16 protein-coding genes are annotated in these 18,447 nt (G+C 59.7%); 4 read left to right on the top strand and 12 right to left on the bottom strand.

Features of this window, described 5'->3' with window-relative positions:
* The first annotated feature begins 12 nt into the window (after positions 1-12).
* On the top strand, positions 13-1,197 hold the full coding sequence (glgA, locus tag AC06DS_RS09815; RefSeq protein ID WP_293789690.1) for a glycogen synthase: 1,185 nt from the start codon (positions 13-15) through the stop codon (positions 1,195-1,197).
* Between the two features lie 27 nt (positions 1,198-1,224).
* Positions 1,225-2,781, top strand: a complete 1,557-nt coding sequence (locus AC06DS_RS09820) for a GH32 C-terminal domain-containing protein (RefSeq protein WP_476727464.1) — start codon at positions 1,225-1,227, stop codon at positions 2,779-2,781.
* Here AC06DS_RS09820 and AC06DS_RS09825 read toward each other — a convergent pair.
* The 5 genes from AC06DS_RS09825 to dapE form a co-directional block, all read right to left on the bottom strand.
* A complete protein-coding gene (locus AC06DS_RS09825; protein ID WP_293789686.1) occupies positions 2,778-3,653 on the bottom strand; it encodes a methyltransferase domain-containing protein in 876 nt (291 codons plus the stop codon). The genes AC06DS_RS09820 and AC06DS_RS09825 overlap by 4 nt on opposite strands.
* Positions 3,654-3,772: 119 nt before the next feature.
* Positions 3,773-5,251 (bottom strand): leucyl aminopeptidase family protein, encoded by a 1,479-nt coding sequence (locus AC06DS_RS09830; RefSeq protein WP_477100648.1) that lies wholly within the window; start codon positions 5,249-5,251, stop codon positions 3,773-3,775.
* A 3-nt stretch (positions 5,252-5,254) separates the two neighbouring features.
* Positions 5,255-5,602 carry a DivIVA domain-containing protein gene (locus AC06DS_RS09835; protein WP_293789681.1) on the bottom strand — a complete coding sequence of 116 codons (348 nt, stop codon included), beginning with the start codon at positions 5,600-5,602 and terminating at the stop codon, positions 5,255-5,257.
* Between the two features lie 66 nt (positions 5,603-5,668).
* Entirely contained in the window at positions 5,669-6,523 is an 855-nt protein-coding gene (locus AC06DS_RS09840) for an LOG family protein (protein ID WP_293789679.1), read from the bottom strand.
* A 179-nt stretch (positions 6,524-6,702) separates the two neighbouring features.
* Positions 6,703-7,830, bottom strand: coding sequence for a succinyl-diaminopimelate desuccinylase (dapE, locus tag AC06DS_RS09845; protein WP_293789677.1), 1,128 nt, complete (start codon positions 7,828-7,830; stop codon positions 6,703-6,705).
* Positions 7,831-7,998: 168 nt separating this feature from the next.
* Between dapE and AC06DS_RS09850 the strand changes: the two genes are divergently transcribed.
* Both AC06DS_RS09850 and dapD read left to right on the top strand, forming a co-directional pair.
* Entirely contained in the window at positions 7,999-9,417 is a 1,419-nt protein-coding gene (locus tag AC06DS_RS09850) for an amino acid permease (RefSeq protein WP_477100649.1), read from the top strand.
* 15 nt (positions 9,418-9,432) lie between these two features.
* Positions 9,433-10,449, top strand: a complete 1,017-nt coding sequence (gene dapD / locus AC06DS_RS09855; protein WP_477100650.1) for a 2,3,4,5-tetrahydropyridine-2,6-dicarboxylate N-succinyltransferase — start codon at positions 9,433-9,435, stop codon at positions 10,447-10,449.
* Here the strand turns inward: dapD and AC06DS_RS09860 are convergent.
* From AC06DS_RS09860 to typA, 7 genes are all read right to left on the bottom strand, one after another.
* Positions 10,446-11,321: a pseudouridine synthase gene (locus tag AC06DS_RS09860; protein WP_293789670.1), complete on the bottom strand. Its 876-nt coding sequence runs from the start codon at positions 11,319-11,321 to the stop codon at positions 10,446-10,448. The genes dapD and AC06DS_RS09860 overlap by 4 nt on opposite strands.
* Before the next feature lie 93 nt (positions 11,322-11,414).
* Positions 11,415-12,536, bottom strand: coding sequence for a succinyldiaminopimelate transaminase (gene dapC / locus AC06DS_RS09865; protein ID WP_293789668.1), 1,122 nt, complete (start codon positions 12,534-12,536; stop codon positions 11,415-11,417).
* Positions 12,537-12,610: 74 nt separating this feature from the next.
* Entirely contained in the window at positions 12,611-12,928 is a 318-nt protein-coding gene (gene fdxA, locus AC06DS_RS09870; RefSeq protein ID WP_043015056.1) for a ferredoxin, read from the bottom strand.
* Positions 12,929-12,998: 70 nt separating this feature from the next.
* Positions 12,999-13,469 carry a hypothetical protein gene (locus AC06DS_RS09875; protein ID WP_043015055.1) on the bottom strand — a complete coding sequence of 157 codons (471 nt, stop codon included), beginning with the start codon at positions 13,467-13,469 and terminating at the stop codon, positions 12,999-13,001.
* Between the two features lie 11 nt (positions 13,470-13,480).
* Positions 13,481-14,491: an N-acetyl-1-D-myo-inositol-2-amino-2-deoxy-alpha-D-glucopyranoside deacetylase gene (gene mshB / locus AC06DS_RS09880; RefSeq protein ID WP_477100651.1), complete on the bottom strand. Its 1,011-nt coding sequence runs from the start codon at positions 14,489-14,491 to the stop codon at positions 13,481-13,483.
* Between the two features lie 3 nt (positions 14,492-14,494).
* Positions 14,495-16,240 (bottom strand): ABC transporter family substrate-binding protein, encoded by a 1,746-nt coding sequence (locus AC06DS_RS09885; protein WP_477100652.1) that lies wholly within the window; start codon positions 16,238-16,240, stop codon positions 14,495-14,497.
* 107 nt (positions 16,241-16,347) lie between these two features.
* A complete protein-coding gene (gene typA, locus AC06DS_RS09890) occupies positions 16,348-18,264 on the bottom strand; it encodes a translational GTPase TypA (protein WP_293789656.1) in 1,917 nt (638 codons plus the stop codon).
* Between the last annotated feature and the right edge of the window lie 183 nt (positions 18,265-18,447).

An 18,447-nucleotide genomic window follows, 5' to 3' on the forward strand; every position in this document is an offset into this window, starting at 1 on the left:
TAGGCTGGAAGCATGCGTATCGCCATGCTGACAAAGGAATATCCCCCAGAGATTTACGGTGGTGCCGGCGTGCACGTCACCGAGTTGGTTCGTTACATGCGGAAGCTCGAACACGTCGATGTGCACTGCATGGGTGGGCCACGCACAGAGCAGGATGTCTACGTTCACGGAGTTGACCCGGAGCTCGCTGAGGCCAATGGTTCGCTCAAGACTCTTTCCACCGGTTTGCGTATGGCTGATTCTTTGGGCGACGCCGAGGTCGTCCACTCCCACACCTGGTACACGGGACTGGGCGGCCACGTTGGTGGACTTCTGCACGGTATTCCCCACGTGGCAACGGCTCACTCACTGGAGCCACATCGCCCGTGGAAACGCGAACAGCTTGGTGGCGGTTACGATGTTTCCTCTTGGTCGGAAAAGAATGCGATGGAAAACGCAGATGCGGTCATCGCCGTGTCTGCCAAGATGAAGGAATCCATCCTCGACGCCTACCCAGCTATCGACCCAGACCGCATCCACGTGGTGCTGAATGGAATTGATTCCGAGCTTTGGCAGCCGCGCCCGACCTTCGAAGCGGCAGTGGAGGCTGGCAACCGTTCCGTACTCACGGAACTAGGCGTCGACCCCAACCGCCCCATCGTCTCCTTTGTCGGACGCATTACGCGTCAAAAGGGCGTCCCTCACCTGCTGAAGGCCGTAGCGCACCTCGATCCGGAGATCCAGGTTGTGCTGTGCGCGGGCGCGCCTGATACCCCGGAAATCGAAGCCGAGGTCACTGCACTGGTTGAAAAGCTGCAGGCTGAGCGCGACGGCGTGTACTGGGTGAAGGAAATGATGGAAAAGCCGAATCTGCAGGAGATCCTCTCGGCCTCCGATGCATTTTTGTGCCCTTCCATCTACGAGCCACTGGGCATTGTGAACCTAGAGGCCATGGCATGTGGAACCGCCGTTGTGGCCTCCGACGTTGGCGGTATTCCGGAGGTTGTCGTCGACGGCGAGACGGGAACGCTAGTCCACTATGACGAGAACGATACGGCGACTTTTGAGCGTGGCCTGGCCGATGCTACAAACGCTCTCGTCGCAGATCGGGATAAGGTACGCAGCTTCGGTGAGGCTGGGCGCCAGCGCGCCGTTACGACCTTCAGTTGGGCGACCATCGCCGAGCAAACCGTCGACGTATACAGGTCCCTGCTTTAAATTCAATCCGCTGGTATGAATGGTGGCATGCATTCTTCCTCCCATAAGCACCGCCCGGAACTGCACGTCACCGCAGAAACGGGGGTGCTGGAAGCACCCGCAGGCGCCGTGTTCTCAGGTAACGCCCTGCATGTGTTCCACCAGTTCCGCCCGCGGTCTTCCGAAGGCTCTCGTTGGGCGCATCAGGTAGCCTCTGAGGCAACTTATGACTGGGACATCTGTGACGATGTCATCGTCCCGAACCAGGGACTAAGCGAACAGAGTGCCAGCGCGGAAGCTGCTTCCCACGGCACCGAAATCGATATGCTCGCCGGAGCCGCCGTGCCTATCGACCATGGTGCCGAATTGTTTTTCGTCGTCACCCATGCCACCTCCGAGGCCACTGTGGAGCAAGCTCTGGCCGCGGAGATTCCCCATGGCCAGCGCGGCCCACGTACGTTCACCATTGAACGTGCGCAGATCCCGAACCTGCTCGAGGCCACTGAGGTGTCGGACGATCCCAGCCTGCCGGATCCCCATGTGCGTCGCCTGGGCCCAATCGACATCGACGATTCGGCGTTCCCTGTAGAAAATCTGGTGACCCCCAGCGTGATTCGTCATGAGGATCCCGCTTTCCCCGACGAAGGCTGGCTCATGGTCGCTCTTTCGTTGACCGGTGACAAGGACGCGCAGATTGTTGTTCTACGTTCCGCAGACCGCCAGCACTGGCGCGTCCTGGGGCCAATCGAGTTGCCGAGCGAGGCAGGTTTGCGCCCCGGCCGCCCGTTCGCCCCGCGCATTGTTTCTATGGTGGACGCCGACTCTTCCGCCCGTCGCGATATCCTCTTCGTCACCTTCCCCGGCGGTGCCGGAGAGTCCGATGAGGTTGCCGGTTACGTGGTTGGCAACCTCAGTGGCACCTCGTTTAGCGTTATCAGTCCCTATACCGTCATCGACTTTGGACACGACTTCACCCGCCCGCGCGTCATCGACCACACCACCCCGGTGATGTTTGGCCTGGTCGGCGCTCACCCGTCCTTGGATGGACAATGGGCAAATTGTCTCTCCGCGCCGCGTTATCTCACGCTGGTGAACGGCGAGCTCTTCCAAGATGTTGTCGGTGCGCCCACGGCGGTACGTACTTTCTCGGACTACGCATTCATCTGGTCGGCCCAGCTTGATGCCGAGGAAGGTCGCGTGGACGTCGACGTCACTGATGACTCCGGCCAGGTGATTGCCACTATCAGCTATACCAAAGACGCTGTCTCCGTTACCCGCTTGGGTGTGGACACCCGCACCGCTCCGCTAAAGGATGCGGACTCGGATACATTGACGGTATTTCTCGATGGCCCCGTATGCGAAGTATTCGCTGACGGCGGTGCTGTCACCTTGACCAGCGCCATCCCGGCACACTCGCAGATTTCCGATATTGACGTACGCGCCACTGGCGGGGCGAAGGTTATTTCCTCCATGCAAACGGCGGGGCGCCATTTGATGCGCATGCAGGCAGGACTGACCACCCCGGAAGAACAGGAACACTACATGGCAGAAGCTCTCATCGCAGATCGCGATGTGTCCGAAGGAATCTTCGACGAAGAAGACTAGCGGGTGGCTTTTGCCAAGCGTGTAATCGCTGCACGGGCGGTAACTTCCATGGTCTCTGGCAGAGCTTCGATGCGTTCCTTCAAAACGTCCGGGTGGATGTGACGCGCCGAGGGGCTCATGCCGATCTGTGCTGCGATGGAAGCCTGATCGAGAACCATCGGGAACTCGATATGCTCGGACTCCCCTACCGGAACCAAGTGACCGGAAGCCTGGCTGATCATCCGCTCAACCTTGCCCTCCTCAACGTCCAAAATGCCCAGCGGCTCACGCAGTTCACCTAGGTGGCCGACCTCCGCGGTGAGGACTACAACCTGTCCCTCCGGCGTAAGGATACGGGCGAACTCTGCCGCATTACGCGGTGCGAAGACAACCATGATGGCGTCAACACTTTCCGAAAGAATTGGCAGGCGCGACCAGGCGTCAGCGACGACGGCGCCTACCCGTGAATGCGACGAGGCCAGCCGCTTAGCCGCAGCAGTCGAAACGTCGATTCCCACCCCGCGGGAACGCTCGACCGTGTCCAGCGTGTGGGCGAGGTAGTAGCCGGTACCGGCACCGATCTCCACGATGGAAGGTGCGTGCTCAGCGGCAACATTGCCATCGTCCAGAACGTTTTCAACATTTGCGGTCACAGCCTCGACGAAAGGTGCGAAGTGGCCGCCAGACAGGAAGGTTTCGCGGGCGTCGATCATCGACGCATCGTCACCGGAGTAGCGCAGTCCGGAGCCGCCCGCGAGGGTCACATACCCCTGCCTTGCAACGTCGTAGCTGTGGCCGGACTCAGAGACTAGAGTGCGCCACTCTTCGTCGCCAGCGCTCAAGCGGGAACCGTCTACGGGATCGGCGAGGAGGTCAATGACATCTGCAAGCACGAACAGATTCCTTCCTGATTTCTCTTACAAAGCACGCTGTGGGGAGCTAATAAACGACCACCCTATGGTAGACCGTCTACAGCTCGAAACATATATCGGGCAGCGATTTCAACAAAGGGTTAGTGGATCAGCCACTGCACCAGAGTGCGCGCGCCGAAACCGGTACCTACAGGTGTGACCTCATCGTAGGCAGATTCTGCGCGACCGGGTCCAGCAATGTCCAGGTGAATCAGCGGCACACCCCGGGTAAAGCGACGCAGGAACATAGCCGCGGTGGTCGCACCCGGCCCCTTGGGAGTTTGACGCACATCTGCGATCTTGGAGTTCACGTTCTCCTCCAAGTAATCCTGCATCGGCATTGGCCACCAGTGCTCCCCTACTGTCGCACCACGACGAGCAAGTTTGACGCCTGCACCCCAGTTGTCGGCGAATACCGCACCGGTGCGCAGCCCCAAGGCCACCTTTGCTGCACCCGTCAGCGTTGCGACGGTCACCACGGCTACCGGCTTGTATTTCTTCGCGCCATAACTGATCGCATCGGCCAAAATCATGCGACCCTCTGCGTCGGTGTTCGTCACCTCGGAGGTCAGGCCACCATAGTGTTCCACCACATCGCCCGGGCGGTAGGAATTTCCATCGATCATGTTTTCCGCCGTCGGAATCAGCGCCACGATCTTTCGCGGTACCTTTTGCTCCGCCAGGGCGCGGAACGCGGCAATGACACTGGCTCCGCCCGTCATATCGGTGCGCATGGTATCCATTCCCGCAGCGGGCTTTACGCTAATTCCACCGGTATCGAAGGTCACGCCCTTACCAACCAGCACGACGGTGCGGCGACGACGGCGCAAGTCGACCTTCTCCGGATCCCACACCAACTCGATTAACATCGGCGGACGGGAGGATCCCTTGCCGACGGCCAGCACTCCGCCAAAGCCCTTATCCTTCAGCCATGCGGCATCGCGCAGGCGAACCTTGACGCCTTCAATGTCCGATACCGCCTTCTTGGCCTGGGTTGCGAGCCATTCCGGGGACTTCACGTTGGCCGGGGCATTGGCCAGATCTCGCGACAAGCAGGTTGCCTTGCCCAGGGCCTTGCCTTCCTTCACAGCAGCTACATAATCCGCAGTGTCGAATCCGGAAGATTCAAAATCCTGCGGCAGTACTAGGTGTACGTCGCGCACTCGGGCGGGCTTACGCTTATTGGTGGTAACAAAGCTGTGGTTGCCAACAATTAGGCCGATCACCAAGGAACGGACGTTGTCGGGAGTGAACTCCTCTGGAAGGTGTACCTGCACAATGTGCTTCTTCGCCCGCACAGGGTGGCCATCTACGACCTTGCCAATACGGCGCACCAGCTTTGCGCCTGCTCCGCGCCATCCGTCCTCCAGGAACTCACGTCCATCGCTGAGGTCGAGAGGACGGGTCGGGTCGGCAGGCACCCTTACAACCCACTGGCCGGTGGAATCAAGCTCGACCTCACCCGGCGCGGAGGAACCGGCGGCCACCTTCACCTGCGCTTCGATAATTTCGGATCCCTCTGCGCGCGGGCCGATCGTCACATTGGTCACTCTTTGGGGGATATTCGGAATCGGTGCCATTGTTTAACGCTCCTGTTCGCGGGGTTCTGCGGGGTTATCGACGGTGGCTTCGTCTTGATCTGTATGCTGCGCACCAACCTGCTGCTCAAGCTCTTCGATACGCCCGGCGAGGCGATCGATATAGAAGTCGACTTCAGCTTGATTGTAGCCACGAATTTCCAGCGAAAAGCCGGTGTCGCGAATGCCCTCGGCGGTCAAGGGCTTGCTCTCGAGATCCCGCCAGTGTTGCTTCTTTGCTTCTCCTGCAGCCACGGGAGGCAATGCCTCTCCACGGCCAAAGACCGTGCCGAGCAAATAGACCAAGAGCGCGCCTACAAGGAATGCTCCGACGAGAGACAACAACCAAAACATGTCTTCAAATGTACCGTCTCTTCACTTTCTGCTGGCGCTTAGTGAGGCTTTTATTCGAATACCTCGCTACTTACCGCGCTTTCCTTCACAATCGAAACGATCCAGCTGCTCGGAGATACGATCCTGCTCCGCAGCCAGCTCCTCCTGGCGGCGCTTCAGCTTCTCTACAGCGTCGGCGTGAGCATCGACGCAAATCTGCACGGCCTCGGCAGGATCATCAGTGACGTGGAACAGATCCACGTCCTCCGGCGAGATCATGCCCTCGTCCACCAGACGGGTGGTGATCCATTCGACGAGCCCACCCCAGAATTCCTTGCCGATCAGAATAATCGGGAACTTCCGGATCTTTTCGGTCTGCACCATGACCAGTGCTTCAAAGAGCTCATCCAAGGTGCCGTAACCGCCCGGTAGACACACAAATGCCTGTGAATACTTAAGGAACATGGTCTTGCGTACGAAGAAGTAGCGGAAGTTCAGCCCCAGATCCACCCACCGGTTCAGGCTCTGCTCCATGGGAAGCTCAATGCCAAGTCCAATGGACAATCCGCCGGACTCCTGTGCTCCGCGGTTGGGGGCCTCCATCAGGCCGGGGCCTCCACCAGTGATCGTCGCATAGCCGGCCTCATGGATCAGTCGCCCGAGTTCGCGACCCTTTTCGTAGTACGCGTGGCCAGGCTTTACGCGTGCCGACCCGAACACCGTGATCGCCTTGGGGATCTTTGCCAGCGCACCGAAACCATCAACGAACTCGGATTGGATTCGCATCACTCGCCACGGATCCGTATGCAGCCAATCGATATTGGTCTGTTGCGCCAGCAGTCGTTGGTCCGTCGTTGATTTCTGCTTCTCGTTGTGCCGCTTTCCGCGCAGCAGGACGGGGCCGCGAAGCCGGAAATCGCCGTTATTGTCGCTCGAGTTCATGCGTGGGATTGCTTTCGGTGTGTTGTTGAGTTGTCGGTCTTTTTGTTCTTTTTCTCTGTGCGCTTTTCACGCTACTGCTTGGTGCCCCCTCGCGCTCGTTCTAAATGACGCCACCCCGCATCCACCCAGCTCAGTCTCCCCCCCAGTGCCCTAACCAGAAGGGAGTGGGCGCGACGGATTTAGTTGGAAAGGAACTGTATAAGTTCCCGGCTCACGTCCTCGATCTGAGCCACTGGGCAGCGCTCATCCTTCGTGTGGCACAACCCCGGGTCGCCGGGCCCGAAATTCACGGCTGGAATCCCCAACTCCGTGAACCTGGCCACGTCGGTCCATCCGTACTTTGGGCGCACACGTCCTCCGGTTGCCTCCACCAATTTCGCCGCGAAAGGTTGATGGAGGCCCGGAGCAGCCGCGGCTGCGGCGTCATCCAATTCCACAGAAAAATCCTCGACCGGTGCATCGGGCGTGCCTACCTGGAGCACCTCGTATAGATGCTCCAACGCCTCGTCAACACTGCGGTGCGGGGCATAACGGAAGTTGATAAAAGCCCAGGCCTCGTCGGGAATGGTGTTGGTGGCCACGCCGGACTCGGCGATGACAGCGTTGAGCCCTTCTTTATAGACCAGGCCATCGATCTCCACATCCTGCGGTTCGTAGTCCGCCACACGCACGAGCACCCGCGCCAACTCATGCAGCGCGTTATGGCCAAGCCAGCTGCGTGCGGAGTGTGCGCGGGCTCCCAAGGCGGTGACCTTCACACGCAAGGTTCCCTGACAGCCTGCCTCGATGATTCCGCCGGAGGGCTCGCCGAGCAGGGCTAGATCGCCCGCCAGTAGATCGGGGTCGGACTGTACAAGATGGTTGAGACCGTTGTATTTGGTGGCCACTTCTTCACCTTCGTACAACACCAGGGTCAGGTCACAGGCGAGTTCTGCGGAGTTCGCCAGAGTCGCAAAGGCATGAGCATAACAAGCTGCACCGGACTTCATATCTACAGAGCCAAGGCCAAAGATGGTTTCCTCGCCCGTTTCCGGGTCTGGTCCAAGCCGCGAAGGCAAGTTATCCGCCGGGGGAACCGTGTCCAGGTGACCTGCGAGTACCACGCGGAACGGCAGGTCGCGGTGGGTACGCGCGACGAGGGTATTACCTCGGCGCGTAACCTCCACGTTTTCGATGGCACGGAGTGCGGGTTCGACCGCGTCGGCGATCTCCCGTTCATGGTGCGACTCGCTGTAGATATCGACGAGTTGGCGTGTGAGAGCCACCGCGCCGGCGGACAGGTCTATGGAAGTTTCTGCAGTATTCATTGGTTGCGATCCTAGACTACCCCTCGAAAAACCCGTGCCGGCTGCTTGTTGACCCCAGGGCAAAACCAGCGCAATCACCTGTACTTCCCCATGGGCTAATTGGAGGTGAACGGGGTTAAATATGCCCATGCTGGCCTGTGCTACAGACCGGTGTGTTCTAATTTCGGTATGAAGTCTCGAGAATCCGATTCAGGTGCCGATCAAGGCGCTTCAAACCAGCTTGGCCACAGCCTAGAAACCCGCCACCTCACGATGATGGGTCTTGGCTCCGCCATCGGTGCAGGCCTGTTCCTCGGCACCGGTGTGGGCATTCAGGCGGCGGGTCCGTCCGTGCTGCTGTCCTACATCGTCGCCGGCGTTGTGGTCATCGCTGTCATGCAGATGCTTGGCGAACTCGCCGCCGCCCGCCCGGCCTCCGGTACATTCGCTACTTATGGTCAGATGGCATTTGGCCGCTGGAATGGCTTCGCACTCGGCTGGTTGTACTGGTTCATGCTCATCATGGTGATGGGCGCCGAGATTACCGGTGCCGGCGCAATCATGGGCTCCTGGTTTGGTGTAGAGGGCTGGATCCCCGGACTCATATGTGTGGTCCTCTTTACGATCGTGAACCTGGCTGGTGTGCGAGGCTTCGGCGAGTTTGAGTACTGGTTCGCGTTTATCAAGGTCGCCGTTATCATCCTCTTCCTTATCATCGGAACCAGCCTGCTGCTGGGCTTTTTCCCCGACTACGAATCCCCCGGGTTGAGCAACTTCTCAGACTTCGCCCCCAACGGCATCTCGGGTATGGCCGTCGGCCTACTGGCAGTGGCTTTCGCCTTCGGAGGCATCGAGATCGTCACTATCGCCGCTGCCGAGTCCAAGGATCCAGCAAACTCCATCGCCGCCGCCGTGCGGGCAGTCATCTGGCGTATCTCCATCTTCTACCTGGGCAGCGTATTTCTCATCTCAGCTCTGTTGCCCTTCGACACCCTTGGCGAAGCGGAGTCCGCCGAAGAGTCGCCGTTCACCCGCATCCTGGCTCTGGCACAGATCCCCGGCATTGTGGAGATCATGGAGGGCGTCATTGTCTTGGCTCTGCTGTCCGCCTTCAATGCGCAGATCTACGCCACCAGTCGCCTGATGTACAGCTTCTCCCAGCAGCGCAATGTCCCGCGTTGGTTCGGCAAGACGAATGACCAGAAGGTGCCTTACCGCGCCGTCTGGTGCTCGCTCTTTTTCGCCTTCGTTTCCGTCGCGCTGCAGGTCTGGGGTCCCAAGGATCTCATTAACATCCTGTTTAATGCCGTCGGCGGAACGCTGCTAGTCATTTGGATGGTTATTGTGTTGGCTCAGATCAAGTTGCGTCCGGTGTTCGAGCGCGACGGCAGCCTGAGCGTACGGATGTGGGGATACCCTATTCTTCCCTGGTTGACGTTCGTCGCGCTCATTGCTTTGACCATCCTGATGCTCTTCGATGACAGCGCTCGCCTGCAGGTTCTCACCGTCACCATCGCCTTCGCAGTGCTCAGCGTGATTGGTTTTGTGCTACAGAAGACTCAAGTACGAACAGCACCACACACCCCAAACAGCGGTGCACAGGCTTAGGTAGGATCGACAACCATGACTGCTGCTTATGGATATGGATTTGCCACTCTGACCGATTCTGGCGATGTGCTAGACACCTGGTTCTTCGAGTTCGACCTGGGCAATGCAAACGCTGAGGCCGAAGCTGCGGCCACGGCTGGCACGCAATTGCTCGATCTTGATGACGCCACCAGCTCCGCCCCCGAGGTTTTCCGTCCCCTGGCCCAGTTGGCCGGCACGGACGAGATCCGCGGAACCCGCCGTGTAGCGGTGACCACCACCATTACCGATCTGGACGCCCCAGCCGTTGATGCGCACGACGCGTACCTGCGCCTACACCTCATCTCCGGCCGCAAGATCCAGCCGCATGGCTGCAACCTAGATGGCCTGTTTGGACTACTCAGCAATGTTGTGTGGACTAACCACGGCTCCTGCGCTGTCCCCGGTTTCGAGTCCGTTCGCGCCCGTCTGCAGGCTGAGCGTGGCCCGGTGACGGTCTACAGCGTGGATAAGTTCCCGCGCATGGTCGACTACGTGGTTCCCACCGGTGTGCGTATCGGCGATGCCGACCGGGTACGCCTAGGCGCTCACCTGGCGGAGGGAACGACCGTCATGCACGAAGGCTTCGTCAACTTCAACGCCGGCACTCTGGGCTCCTCCATGGTCGAGGGCCGTATCTCCGGTGGCGTAGTAGTCGGTGACGGTTCCGATATCGGCGGTGGAGCCTCTATCATGGGCACCCTTTCCGGTGGCGGCAAGCAGGTTATCTCCATCGGTCAGCGTTGCCTGCTGGGCGCTAACTCCGGTGTGGGTATCTCACTGGGAGACGACGTCACCGTTGAGGCTGGGCTTTATGTCACCTTTGGCACCAAGGTCACTCTGACCGGCGAAGTTGCGTCCCAGCTGGGCAAGCAGGAAGGCGAAACCGTAAAGGCAGCCGAACTTTCCGGCGCCAGCGGTATCCTCTTCCGCCGCAATTCCGTTTCCGGTGCGGTGGAGGCCGTTGCTAACGCCTCGACCGTGGAACTCAACGAGGCACTCCACGCCAACTAGCAACTCTCCCACTGCGACCAAGGATCCTGCAGGCAGCGCTCAATTTCGATGCGCTGCCTGCTTTTTGTTTCGCAATGCCCCGAGTTGGCCGTGCCGTTCGTACCGTTGTATGTCGACGCCACCAGCGCCAGTTCTATGGCGACCGCGCGCAAGTGCAACGAACCCGCCCCGGGGCAATAATGCGGGTAAGTGTCATCACCATGAATTGGCACGCCGAGGTGATTCATCACCACCCGCAGCTGATGAGTATGGCCGGTGAGCGGCTGCAACTCATAGACGGCCACACCTGCTGCGCGGGTAGCCAACTTCCGAATGCGAGTCACTGTGGCCCGTGCTCCGGCAGCGTCCACAACGCGAACCTGCGGATCGTCTTTGATTTTGAGCATCGGCAGACGCAGCTCACGCCACCGGGCATCGACGTAGGGAGTATCCGCGGCCAACGCCTGATAAGTCTTTGATACCTCCCGGCGCTGGAACTGGGACTGCAAGACCCCGCGAGTGGCCGGGTTCCGAGACAGCACCAGCAGGCCGCGCGTATCACGATCCAAGCGGTGAGCAGCCACCAACTCGGGCTCGTCCATACGCACGCGCAAAAGAGACTGCACGGTAGCGCGCAACAGGCGACCATTAGGCGTAGACGGCAGCCCATGGGGTTTGTCTACCACCACAGCATCCGGCCCGGAATACAGAATTGGTATCTCCGCAGCCAAAAGCTCGGCAGGCTCTTCTGGGAAGTCGGGATACACCCATGCGGGCGTCGCAACGGGGAGCCCCAGCCCCGGGGCCAAGAGGGTACCCGGCGCAAAAGGCGAATCTCCGGCTGCGGCGGCGAAGTATGTGCGTCCATCGTCGGGCACATGGCCTCGCAGCATCTTCTTTACTGCGGGTACGCCATGGCGTGGCGGCAGGCGCCAGCGTTGCAGGACGGGAATGGCAGACAGCCCCCTTACAAACTAGCTTGGCATTTACGCGTCGCTGGTTAAGCGACGAGCGGCGGCCTCAATCCTTTCATCAGTGGCGGTCAGGCCTACACGGACGAAGTTCTTGCCCTTCGGTCCGTAGAAATCGCCGGGAGCCACCAAAATGCCCTTGTTCGCCAGCGCCGCGACAGTCTCCCGGCCATCGCGCCCCTGGGTTGCCCACAGGTACAGGCCACCGTCCGAGTACTCAATGTCGTACCCAGCCTCGATCAGGGCTGCGCGCAGAAGCTCCCGGCGGTTTTTGTAAAGCTCCTTTTGCAGCAGCTCGTGGCCATCCTCTTCCAAAGCAGCAACCATGGCGGACTGGATCGGTCCGGGGTTCATCAATCCTGCGTGGCGGCGGATTCCCAGCAACTCCTGGATAAGCTCGCCATCGCCAGCCAACCAACCCGCCCGATAGGAAGCCAAGTTAGAGGTCTTGGACAGCGAATGCACAGCGATGAGATTGGTAAAGTCACCGCCACAAACCTCCGGATCCAGAATCGACAAAGGCCGCTCCTCGCCCCACCCCAGCCCCAAGTAGCACTCATCGGAAACGATGACGGTGCCGCGCTGGCGGGCGAATTCTACAAACTTGCGCAGGTGATCCGCGCCCAGCACTTGACCGTGCGGATTGGCCGGAGAGTTCAGATAGATCAACGCTGGAGTCTGCGGCCCCAGCTTCAACAGAGAGTCACTGCGCAGCACCTCCGCCCCAGCCAGGCGGGCGGATACCTCGTAGGTCGGGTAAGCCAACTCTGGGATCACTACCGTGTGACCTGCGCCAATGCCCAGAAGGGTCGGCATCCAGGCGATGGCCTCCTTGGTCCCGATGACGGGTAGCACATTGGCGTCGGCGTCCAAGCCAGCAACGTGGAAGCGGCGCTCCATCGCCCCCACGATGGCAGCGCGCAGGGCGGATGTGCCCTTTGTTTGCGGATAACCAGGTTCCGCCGCGGATTCGGTCAGCGCCAGCTGGATAGCCGGAGAAACCGGATCGACAGGAGTGCCGACCGACAAATCCACGATCCCATCGGGATGACTCGAAGCCTTGGCCTTAGCCTCAGCAAGTGAGTCCCAGGGGAAGTCGGGCAGTCGGTCGGCAACTGGGGTGCGCTTGAAGGTCATGCTTGTACTCTATACCGCATGTCTCTTACGCCCGGCGCTACCCGGTGGAAATGTGGGCGTCACAAAGAAAAAGCCTAAGCCTGCGGCGGCAAAGCGGCGATCAGCTCCGCGTCGAAGTCCTGCGGCCCCAGCTTGGCGGCACCGCCTGGGGAACCCAGATCGTCGAAGAACGCGGCGTTCGCATCGTTGTACTCTTCCCACTCGTCTGGCACATCGTCTTCGTAGAAGATGGCTTCAACCGGGCACACCGGCTCGCAGGCGCCACAGTCGACGCACTCGTCGGGGTGAATGTACAGGGAACGCTTGCCCTCGTAGATGCAGTCAACGGGGCACTCTTCTACGCAAGCGCGATCCATCACGTCTACACAGGGCTGCGCGATCGTGTAGGTCATCGTCTAATTACCTACCCTTTCTGGAAAGTTCGTCATACTCTCACAAGAGCTCTTTTAGGCTTCTATTCTGTCACTTCAGCGGTTCCAGAGAAAACTGAGGGCGAAGCGGCCATGCAGCCGCTGCCATACCGACTACAAGCAGCAGCATAGACCACACGGTCTGTGGCATTAACGTCGCCTCGCCGAAAGGCAGCTCCGGCCACATGACCGCCAGCAGGTAACCGGCTAGCCAGACAAGCGCGGGAATCCCGGCGATCAGTTTGTTATCCGTCCACAAAAGGGCGGTCTTCGTCACCGCACGGTTGAAGAACAACGCAAACAAGATCGTCCACGGCAACGGCACCAGCATGTCCCCCACCGTAATGCGCGAACCGATGTAGAGAACGCTGATGAACAGCCCAAACAGGGCGCCAATGGAGAGCCATACTATTCCGGAGATACGCTCGGCACGCGTTGTATCCTGACGTGCTTGGGCTTTAGTGGGGTGGCCCCAGTTCGGCTCGTCTTTCAGGCTTGAGGTCGTGCTTTTCTTAGCGTTCACGTCGATCTATCCTACTGCCCATCCGCAGTGACCTCTTCGCCTAGTGCTTGTGCGAAGAAATCCGTTGGCGTGCCGGGGCGCGTCCAGCCCACGCGATAGCTCTCGCTATCGAGCAGTGGCTGCGCAATAAGGTTGGACAGGCAGAACAGAGTGGCGGCTGTAGCGGCCGGTGGGTTCGAGGTCCGCGTCTGGTCATTAACATCTGAGGACGTGCCATCAGCTACCCAAATCTGGGTGGCGTGTGCGCGCATGGCGGCCTGCTTGCTGGCGACGTCTGCTGGAGTGCCGTGTACCACCAGATCGACCTTTGAAGAGGGAACGGAGGCGATCTCCCCCGCTGTGGGGAGACGCCATCCCTCCGGTACCATCGCCGGGTCACCCTCTAGGCCCTGCATTCCCTCCGCGAACTTCTCTTCTTCTGTGACACACCAGAGAACCTGGTTCGGAACACAGTCGCTCGAGTTTTGGCTCATCCGTTGTACCGCTGCGTGCACAATCTGGTGTGCTCGCTTGTGGTCGGGGTGGCCGTATCCGCCATCGGCGGCGTAGGTCAAAATCATGTCGGGGCGAATGTGCTGAATCTGCTCGATCAGCTGTTCCACCTGGGCTTCGAAGGCAGCATCGGAAGGTGAGCTTGCGCCCTCCGGCACACGTGCGAACGCCCGCGGGCGGCGGATCGACTCGCTGCCTTCCATTCCGGAATCTCGCCATGCTCCGCATCCACCCAGAAGGTTCGGGCCATGCTCAATCCCCAACGCGGTCAAGGCACGCTGCAGCTCAGCGATGCGGTAGCCTCCGAGCATTCCCGTTCCGTTTTCATTCTGCTGGGCGTCGACGAGGGCTTGGTACTTCTCCCCAATCACCTCGCCTTCTTCGCCGAGGGTACAGGTCACGACGGCCACATCATGTCCAAGCCGCCGTGCCTTCGCCAGCGCCAGCCCCGTCCACAGAGTTTCGTCGTCGGGGTGTGCGTGTACCGCCATCACGGTGATTTTCTGCGTGGATGCGGGAGTACGAGTCACGAGCTAATTCTCCTCAAGGGCATTTTCGGCGGCGTTGCGATTGACTTCCTCGATGGGCTTTAAGGTCCATTGCGGAGCCGAGATTAGCAGTGAGCTGCTGTCGTCTAAAGGCCAATCCTCTAGCCCTGCTGTCGGGCCTTCGAGCCGATCGGAAGCCACTACCGTATAGCGGTCAGACATAATCGGGAGCACAGTCGACATCTCGGCAATCCGATCGTCCAGCTGAGTGCGCTCCTGCGACAGTTCACCTCGCCCCTCGCCCAGCTTTACAAGGCGTTCTTGCAGGTCACGATCGCAGGTACCACTCAGGTTGCCGCCTGTGGCTCTGTGTGGAGACGACGCCCCCTCGCTGCTACCCTCTTCACGTTCAGCTGGGTCTGACGCGCCGGTGTCGCTGGGCGGTGTGCTGGAATCATCCTGGTCTAGTGGCTTAATACAACCGTATTGCACCAGATAGTCGGATACGGCCTGGGGGCTGCGCTGCCATGTCACCACACCATCAACTATTCCGTTCTCCACCTCGGATCCCAGTGTTTCTGCTGCCTTTGCAGTGCGCACGGTGGCGGGGATCCCCAAATGCAGCAGTTGATCCACCACCGAACGGGCGGCATCCACCGCCACCTGGTCGTCGGTAACCGCACCGATAACGATGCCGTTGGGACGCTCATCAGAAACCACGTTCGGCGGTTGTTTATCTGAAGTCTTTGGGGCGACATTCCACGGCGGAGCCTCAATCTTCGGATCGCCTGAAATGATCTGAGCGATCTTCTCTGGCTTTATAGCCCCCAACACTCGACGTCGGGTTTCTCGGTCGGAAAAGATCGGACTGGTTTGATTGAGCTGCAGGTTTAGCTGCACTCCACGGGACGTATTACGAACTCGCGTGAAGGGAAGCTGGTCCAAGGCAAGTTCAGTCGTCGCCGACTTGTGCGCCATGTACAACTGCAACTGCTGGGTGCGCATCATCTGCACACCCGTTGATTCGTCCGGAACGGCAGTGAAACGAATGATGTCAGTCTTCGCCGCCTTCGCGCCCCAGTAGCGGTCATTCCGTTGCAGCTCCAGCAGGCCGCGTCCTTCATCCACGGATTTCACGGAGTACTGCCCCGCCGACGCGACGGAGCCTCCGTCCATCATTGTGGCGAAACTGCGCCCCTCCGCGCGGTAGATATGGCTCGGGAGAAGATAGGTAAAGAGTCGCTTCCAGGCGGTCAAAGGTTGATCGAAAGTGACCTTGAAGCTCTTTTCTTTTTTCCCCGGCTCGATGGAAGTGACGTGCTGGTATAAGCCCTTCGCCTCTGCAAGAGGTTCATTCATGATCGCCTCGTGGAGGTATTGGAAGTCAGAAACCGTGATTGGCGTGCCATCTGACCACTGTGCCTCTGGCTGGAGGGTGTAGGTGACCTCTGTGGGGTGCGATTCATCGTTCGGAGTAATCTCGCGAATCAAATCATTGTTGAGATTCTCCCCCAGCGATCCAAAGGTGTACACGCTAGGCAGGGTTAGATCCGCCACTGCGGCAACCACCGGGTTCCGGTTCCCAACCAGATGCGGGTTGAGGTTGCTAGTGAAGCGGTCCACTCCAACCGCAATCTCGCGCAGGCTTTCATCCACCGGCTGGGGCTGCTGAGTCTTGGTCGACGACGACGGATCATCAACCGTCGGCGCCTCGCCGGGATTAGCTTGGCAGGCTACCAGTGACAGTGCGAGGGTCGCGGAAGTTAGCGTGGTTGCAACAGTGGGCGTCACACCCCACATACCTCGTCGACGCGACGCAGCGCGACGACTCCCCCTCGATGTAAAAGACGAGGAGGAGGACGAAGAGAAAGAGGAAAAGAGCGAGTACAAGAGCCTGATTAGGAGTTGTTGTTGCGCTGCTTTTCGCGGGAACGGGCGCGGGCGCGCTCGGTCGCGTTGAGGATTACCTTACGCACGCGAACGACCTCCGGGGTGACCTCGACGCACTCGTCGAAACCACAGAACTCCATGGCCTCTTCCAGAGTCAGAGTACGAGCCTTTGCCAAGGTCACCGTTGCGTCAGCTGTCGCCGAACGCATGTTCGTCAGCTTCTTTTCCTTGGTGATGTTGATGTCCATGTCCTCGTCGCGGTTATTCGCGCCGACGACCATGCCCTCGTAGGCTTCCGCGCCCGGTTCGACGAAGAAGGTACCGCGGTCGGCCAGCTGGATCAGCGCGTAGGCGGTGATCTGGCCGGAGCGGTCGGCAACCAAGGAGCCGGAGGCGCGTCCCTTGATTTCGCCTGCCCATGGCTCGTAACCAGCGGAGTAGCTGTTGGCGATACCGGTGCCGCGAGTTTCGGTCATGAATACGGTACGGAAACCAATCAGGCCGCGGGCTGGAACAACGAACTTCATGCGAACCCAGCCGGTGCCGGTGTTGTCCATCGACTCCATGCGACCCTTACGGGCGGCCAACAGCTGGGTGACAGCACCCAGGTGCTCTTCGGGAACGTCGATGACCAGATTCTCGAAAGGCTCGTGAACGGTGCCGTCGATGGTGCGGGTAACCACCTGCGGCTTACCGACGGTCAGCTCGAAACCTTCGCGACGCATGGTCTCCACGAGCACGGACAAGGCCATCTCGCCACGTCCCTGTACCTCCCAGGCATCCGGACGCTCCGTGGGCAGGACGCGCAGGGAAACGTTACCGATCAGCTCCTGATCCAGGCGAGCCTTGACCATACGGGCGGTTAGCTTGTCGCCACCGCCACGGCCTGCCATCGGGGAAGTGTTCACACCGATCGTCATGGAGATCGCGGGCTCGTCAACGGTGATGCGCGGCAGGGCGACTGGGTTCTCCGGGTCGGCGAGCGTATCGCCGATCATGATGTCCTCGATACCGGAGATAGCGGCAATGTCGCCGGCGATCATCTCTTCAGCCGGTACGCGCGTCACGCCCTCCGTGCGTAGCAGCTCTGCAACCTTGGCAGTCTTGACGTGCTCATTGCCATCCTCGTCGTAGTGGATCCAGGCAACCTGCTGCCCCTTGCGCAAGCGGCCGGAGTGAATACGAACCAGGCCAATGCGTCCTAGGAAGGAAGAGGAGTCCAGGTTAGTAACGTGTGCCTGCAGTGGGCCGTCAACGTCAGCGGACGGCTCTGGCAAAACGTCGTAGAGAACGTCGAATAGGGGCTGCAGATCCTCGGAGTCCGGAACGTTGCCGTTGCCAGGGTTTTCGGTAGAGGCCTTGCCCTCGCGACCGGAGGTGTATAGAACCGGCAGGTCCAATAGCTGTTCCGCAGCTTCTGCCGCTTCCTCGTCCTCCAGAGTAGACGCCAGTTCCAGGAGCAGATCCTGGGATTCCTCAACGACCTCATCAATACGAGCATCCGGGCGGTCGGTCTTGTTCACACAGATAATCACTGGCATTTTTGCGGCCAGAGCCTTGCCCAGCACGAAACGGGTCTGCGGAAGCGGACCCTCAGAGGCGTCAACAAGCAAAACCACACCGTCGACCATGGACAGGGCGCGCTCGACTTCACCGCCGAAATCGGCGTGGCCGGGGGTGTCGATCACGTTAATGATCAGGTCGCTGCCGTCTTTACCTAGACCCTTGCGGTGAATGGCGGTGTTCTTCGCCAGGATCGTAATGCCCTTTTCCTTTTCCAGGTCGCCAGAGTCCATCACGCGCTCTTCCACTTCGCCGTGCGAAGAGAAGGCACCGGACTGGTGCAGCATTGCGTCCACGAGTGTGGTTTTGCCGTGATCGACGTGCGCGACGATGGCGACATTACGGAATTCAGTCAAAGACACAGATCCGAACTTTCCTTTTTTGGGGTCAGGTTTGATGTGCGAAGTAGGCGCTCCTGAGACAGGGGCCAGAGTAACCCTTCACAGCCTACTCCTTTGGCTTCCTAGAATAACGCATAGGACGCAAAGAAGTTTTTCCCAAAACCGCGAGAAATGCCCCTTTGGCGGTGCTATTGTTTACAAAAG

It is taken from the genome of Corynebacterium sp. TUM25015 (assembly GCF_056393505.1).

What these genes read in the sequence shown, in the direction of transcription:
- AC06DS_RS09860 (WP_293789670.1), bottom strand. Translation starts at nt 11,321, where the DNA reads ATGCTGCGAGGCCATGTGCCCGACGATGGACGCACATACTTCGCCGCC.
- fdxA (WP_043015056.1), bottom strand. Translation starts at nt 12,928, where the DNA reads ATGACCTACACGATCGCGCAGCCCTGTGTAGACGTGATGGATCGCGCT.
- dapE (WP_293789677.1), bottom strand. Translation starts at nt 7,830, where the DNA reads ATGAATACTGCAGAAACTTCCATAGACCTGTCCGCCGGCGCGGTGGCT.
- dapC (WP_293789668.1), bottom strand. Translation starts at nt 12,536, where the DNA reads ATGACCTTCAAGCGCACCCCAGTTGCCGACCGACTGCCCGACTTCCCC.
- AC06DS_RS09835 (WP_293789681.1), bottom strand. Translation starts at nt 5,602, where the DNA reads ATGTTTTGGTTGTTGTCTCTCGTCGGAGCATTCCTTGTAGGCGCGCTC.
- AC06DS_RS09830 (WP_477100648.1), bottom strand. Translation starts at nt 5,251, where the DNA reads ATGGCACCGATTCCGAATATCCCCCAAAGAGTGACCAATGTGACGATC.
- glgA (WP_293789690.1), top strand. Translation starts at nt 13, where the DNA reads ATGCGTATCGCCATGCTGACAAAGGAATATCCCCCAGAGATTTACGGT.
- AC06DS_RS09850 (WP_477100649.1), top strand. Translation starts at nt 7,999, where the DNA reads ATGAAGTCTCGAGAATCCGATTCAGGTGCCGATCAAGGCGCTTCAAAC.
- AC06DS_RS09840 (WP_293789679.1), bottom strand. Translation starts at nt 6,523, where the DNA reads ATGAACTCGAGCGACAATAACGGCGATTTCCGGCTTCGCGGCCCCGTC.
- AC06DS_RS09820 (WP_476727464.1), top strand. Translation starts at nt 1,225, where the DNA reads ATGCATTCTTCCTCCCATAAGCACCGCCCGGAACTGCACGTCACCGCA.
- dapD (WP_477100650.1), top strand. Translation starts at nt 9,433, where the DNA reads ATGACTGCTGCTTATGGATATGGATTTGCCACTCTGACCGATTCTGGC.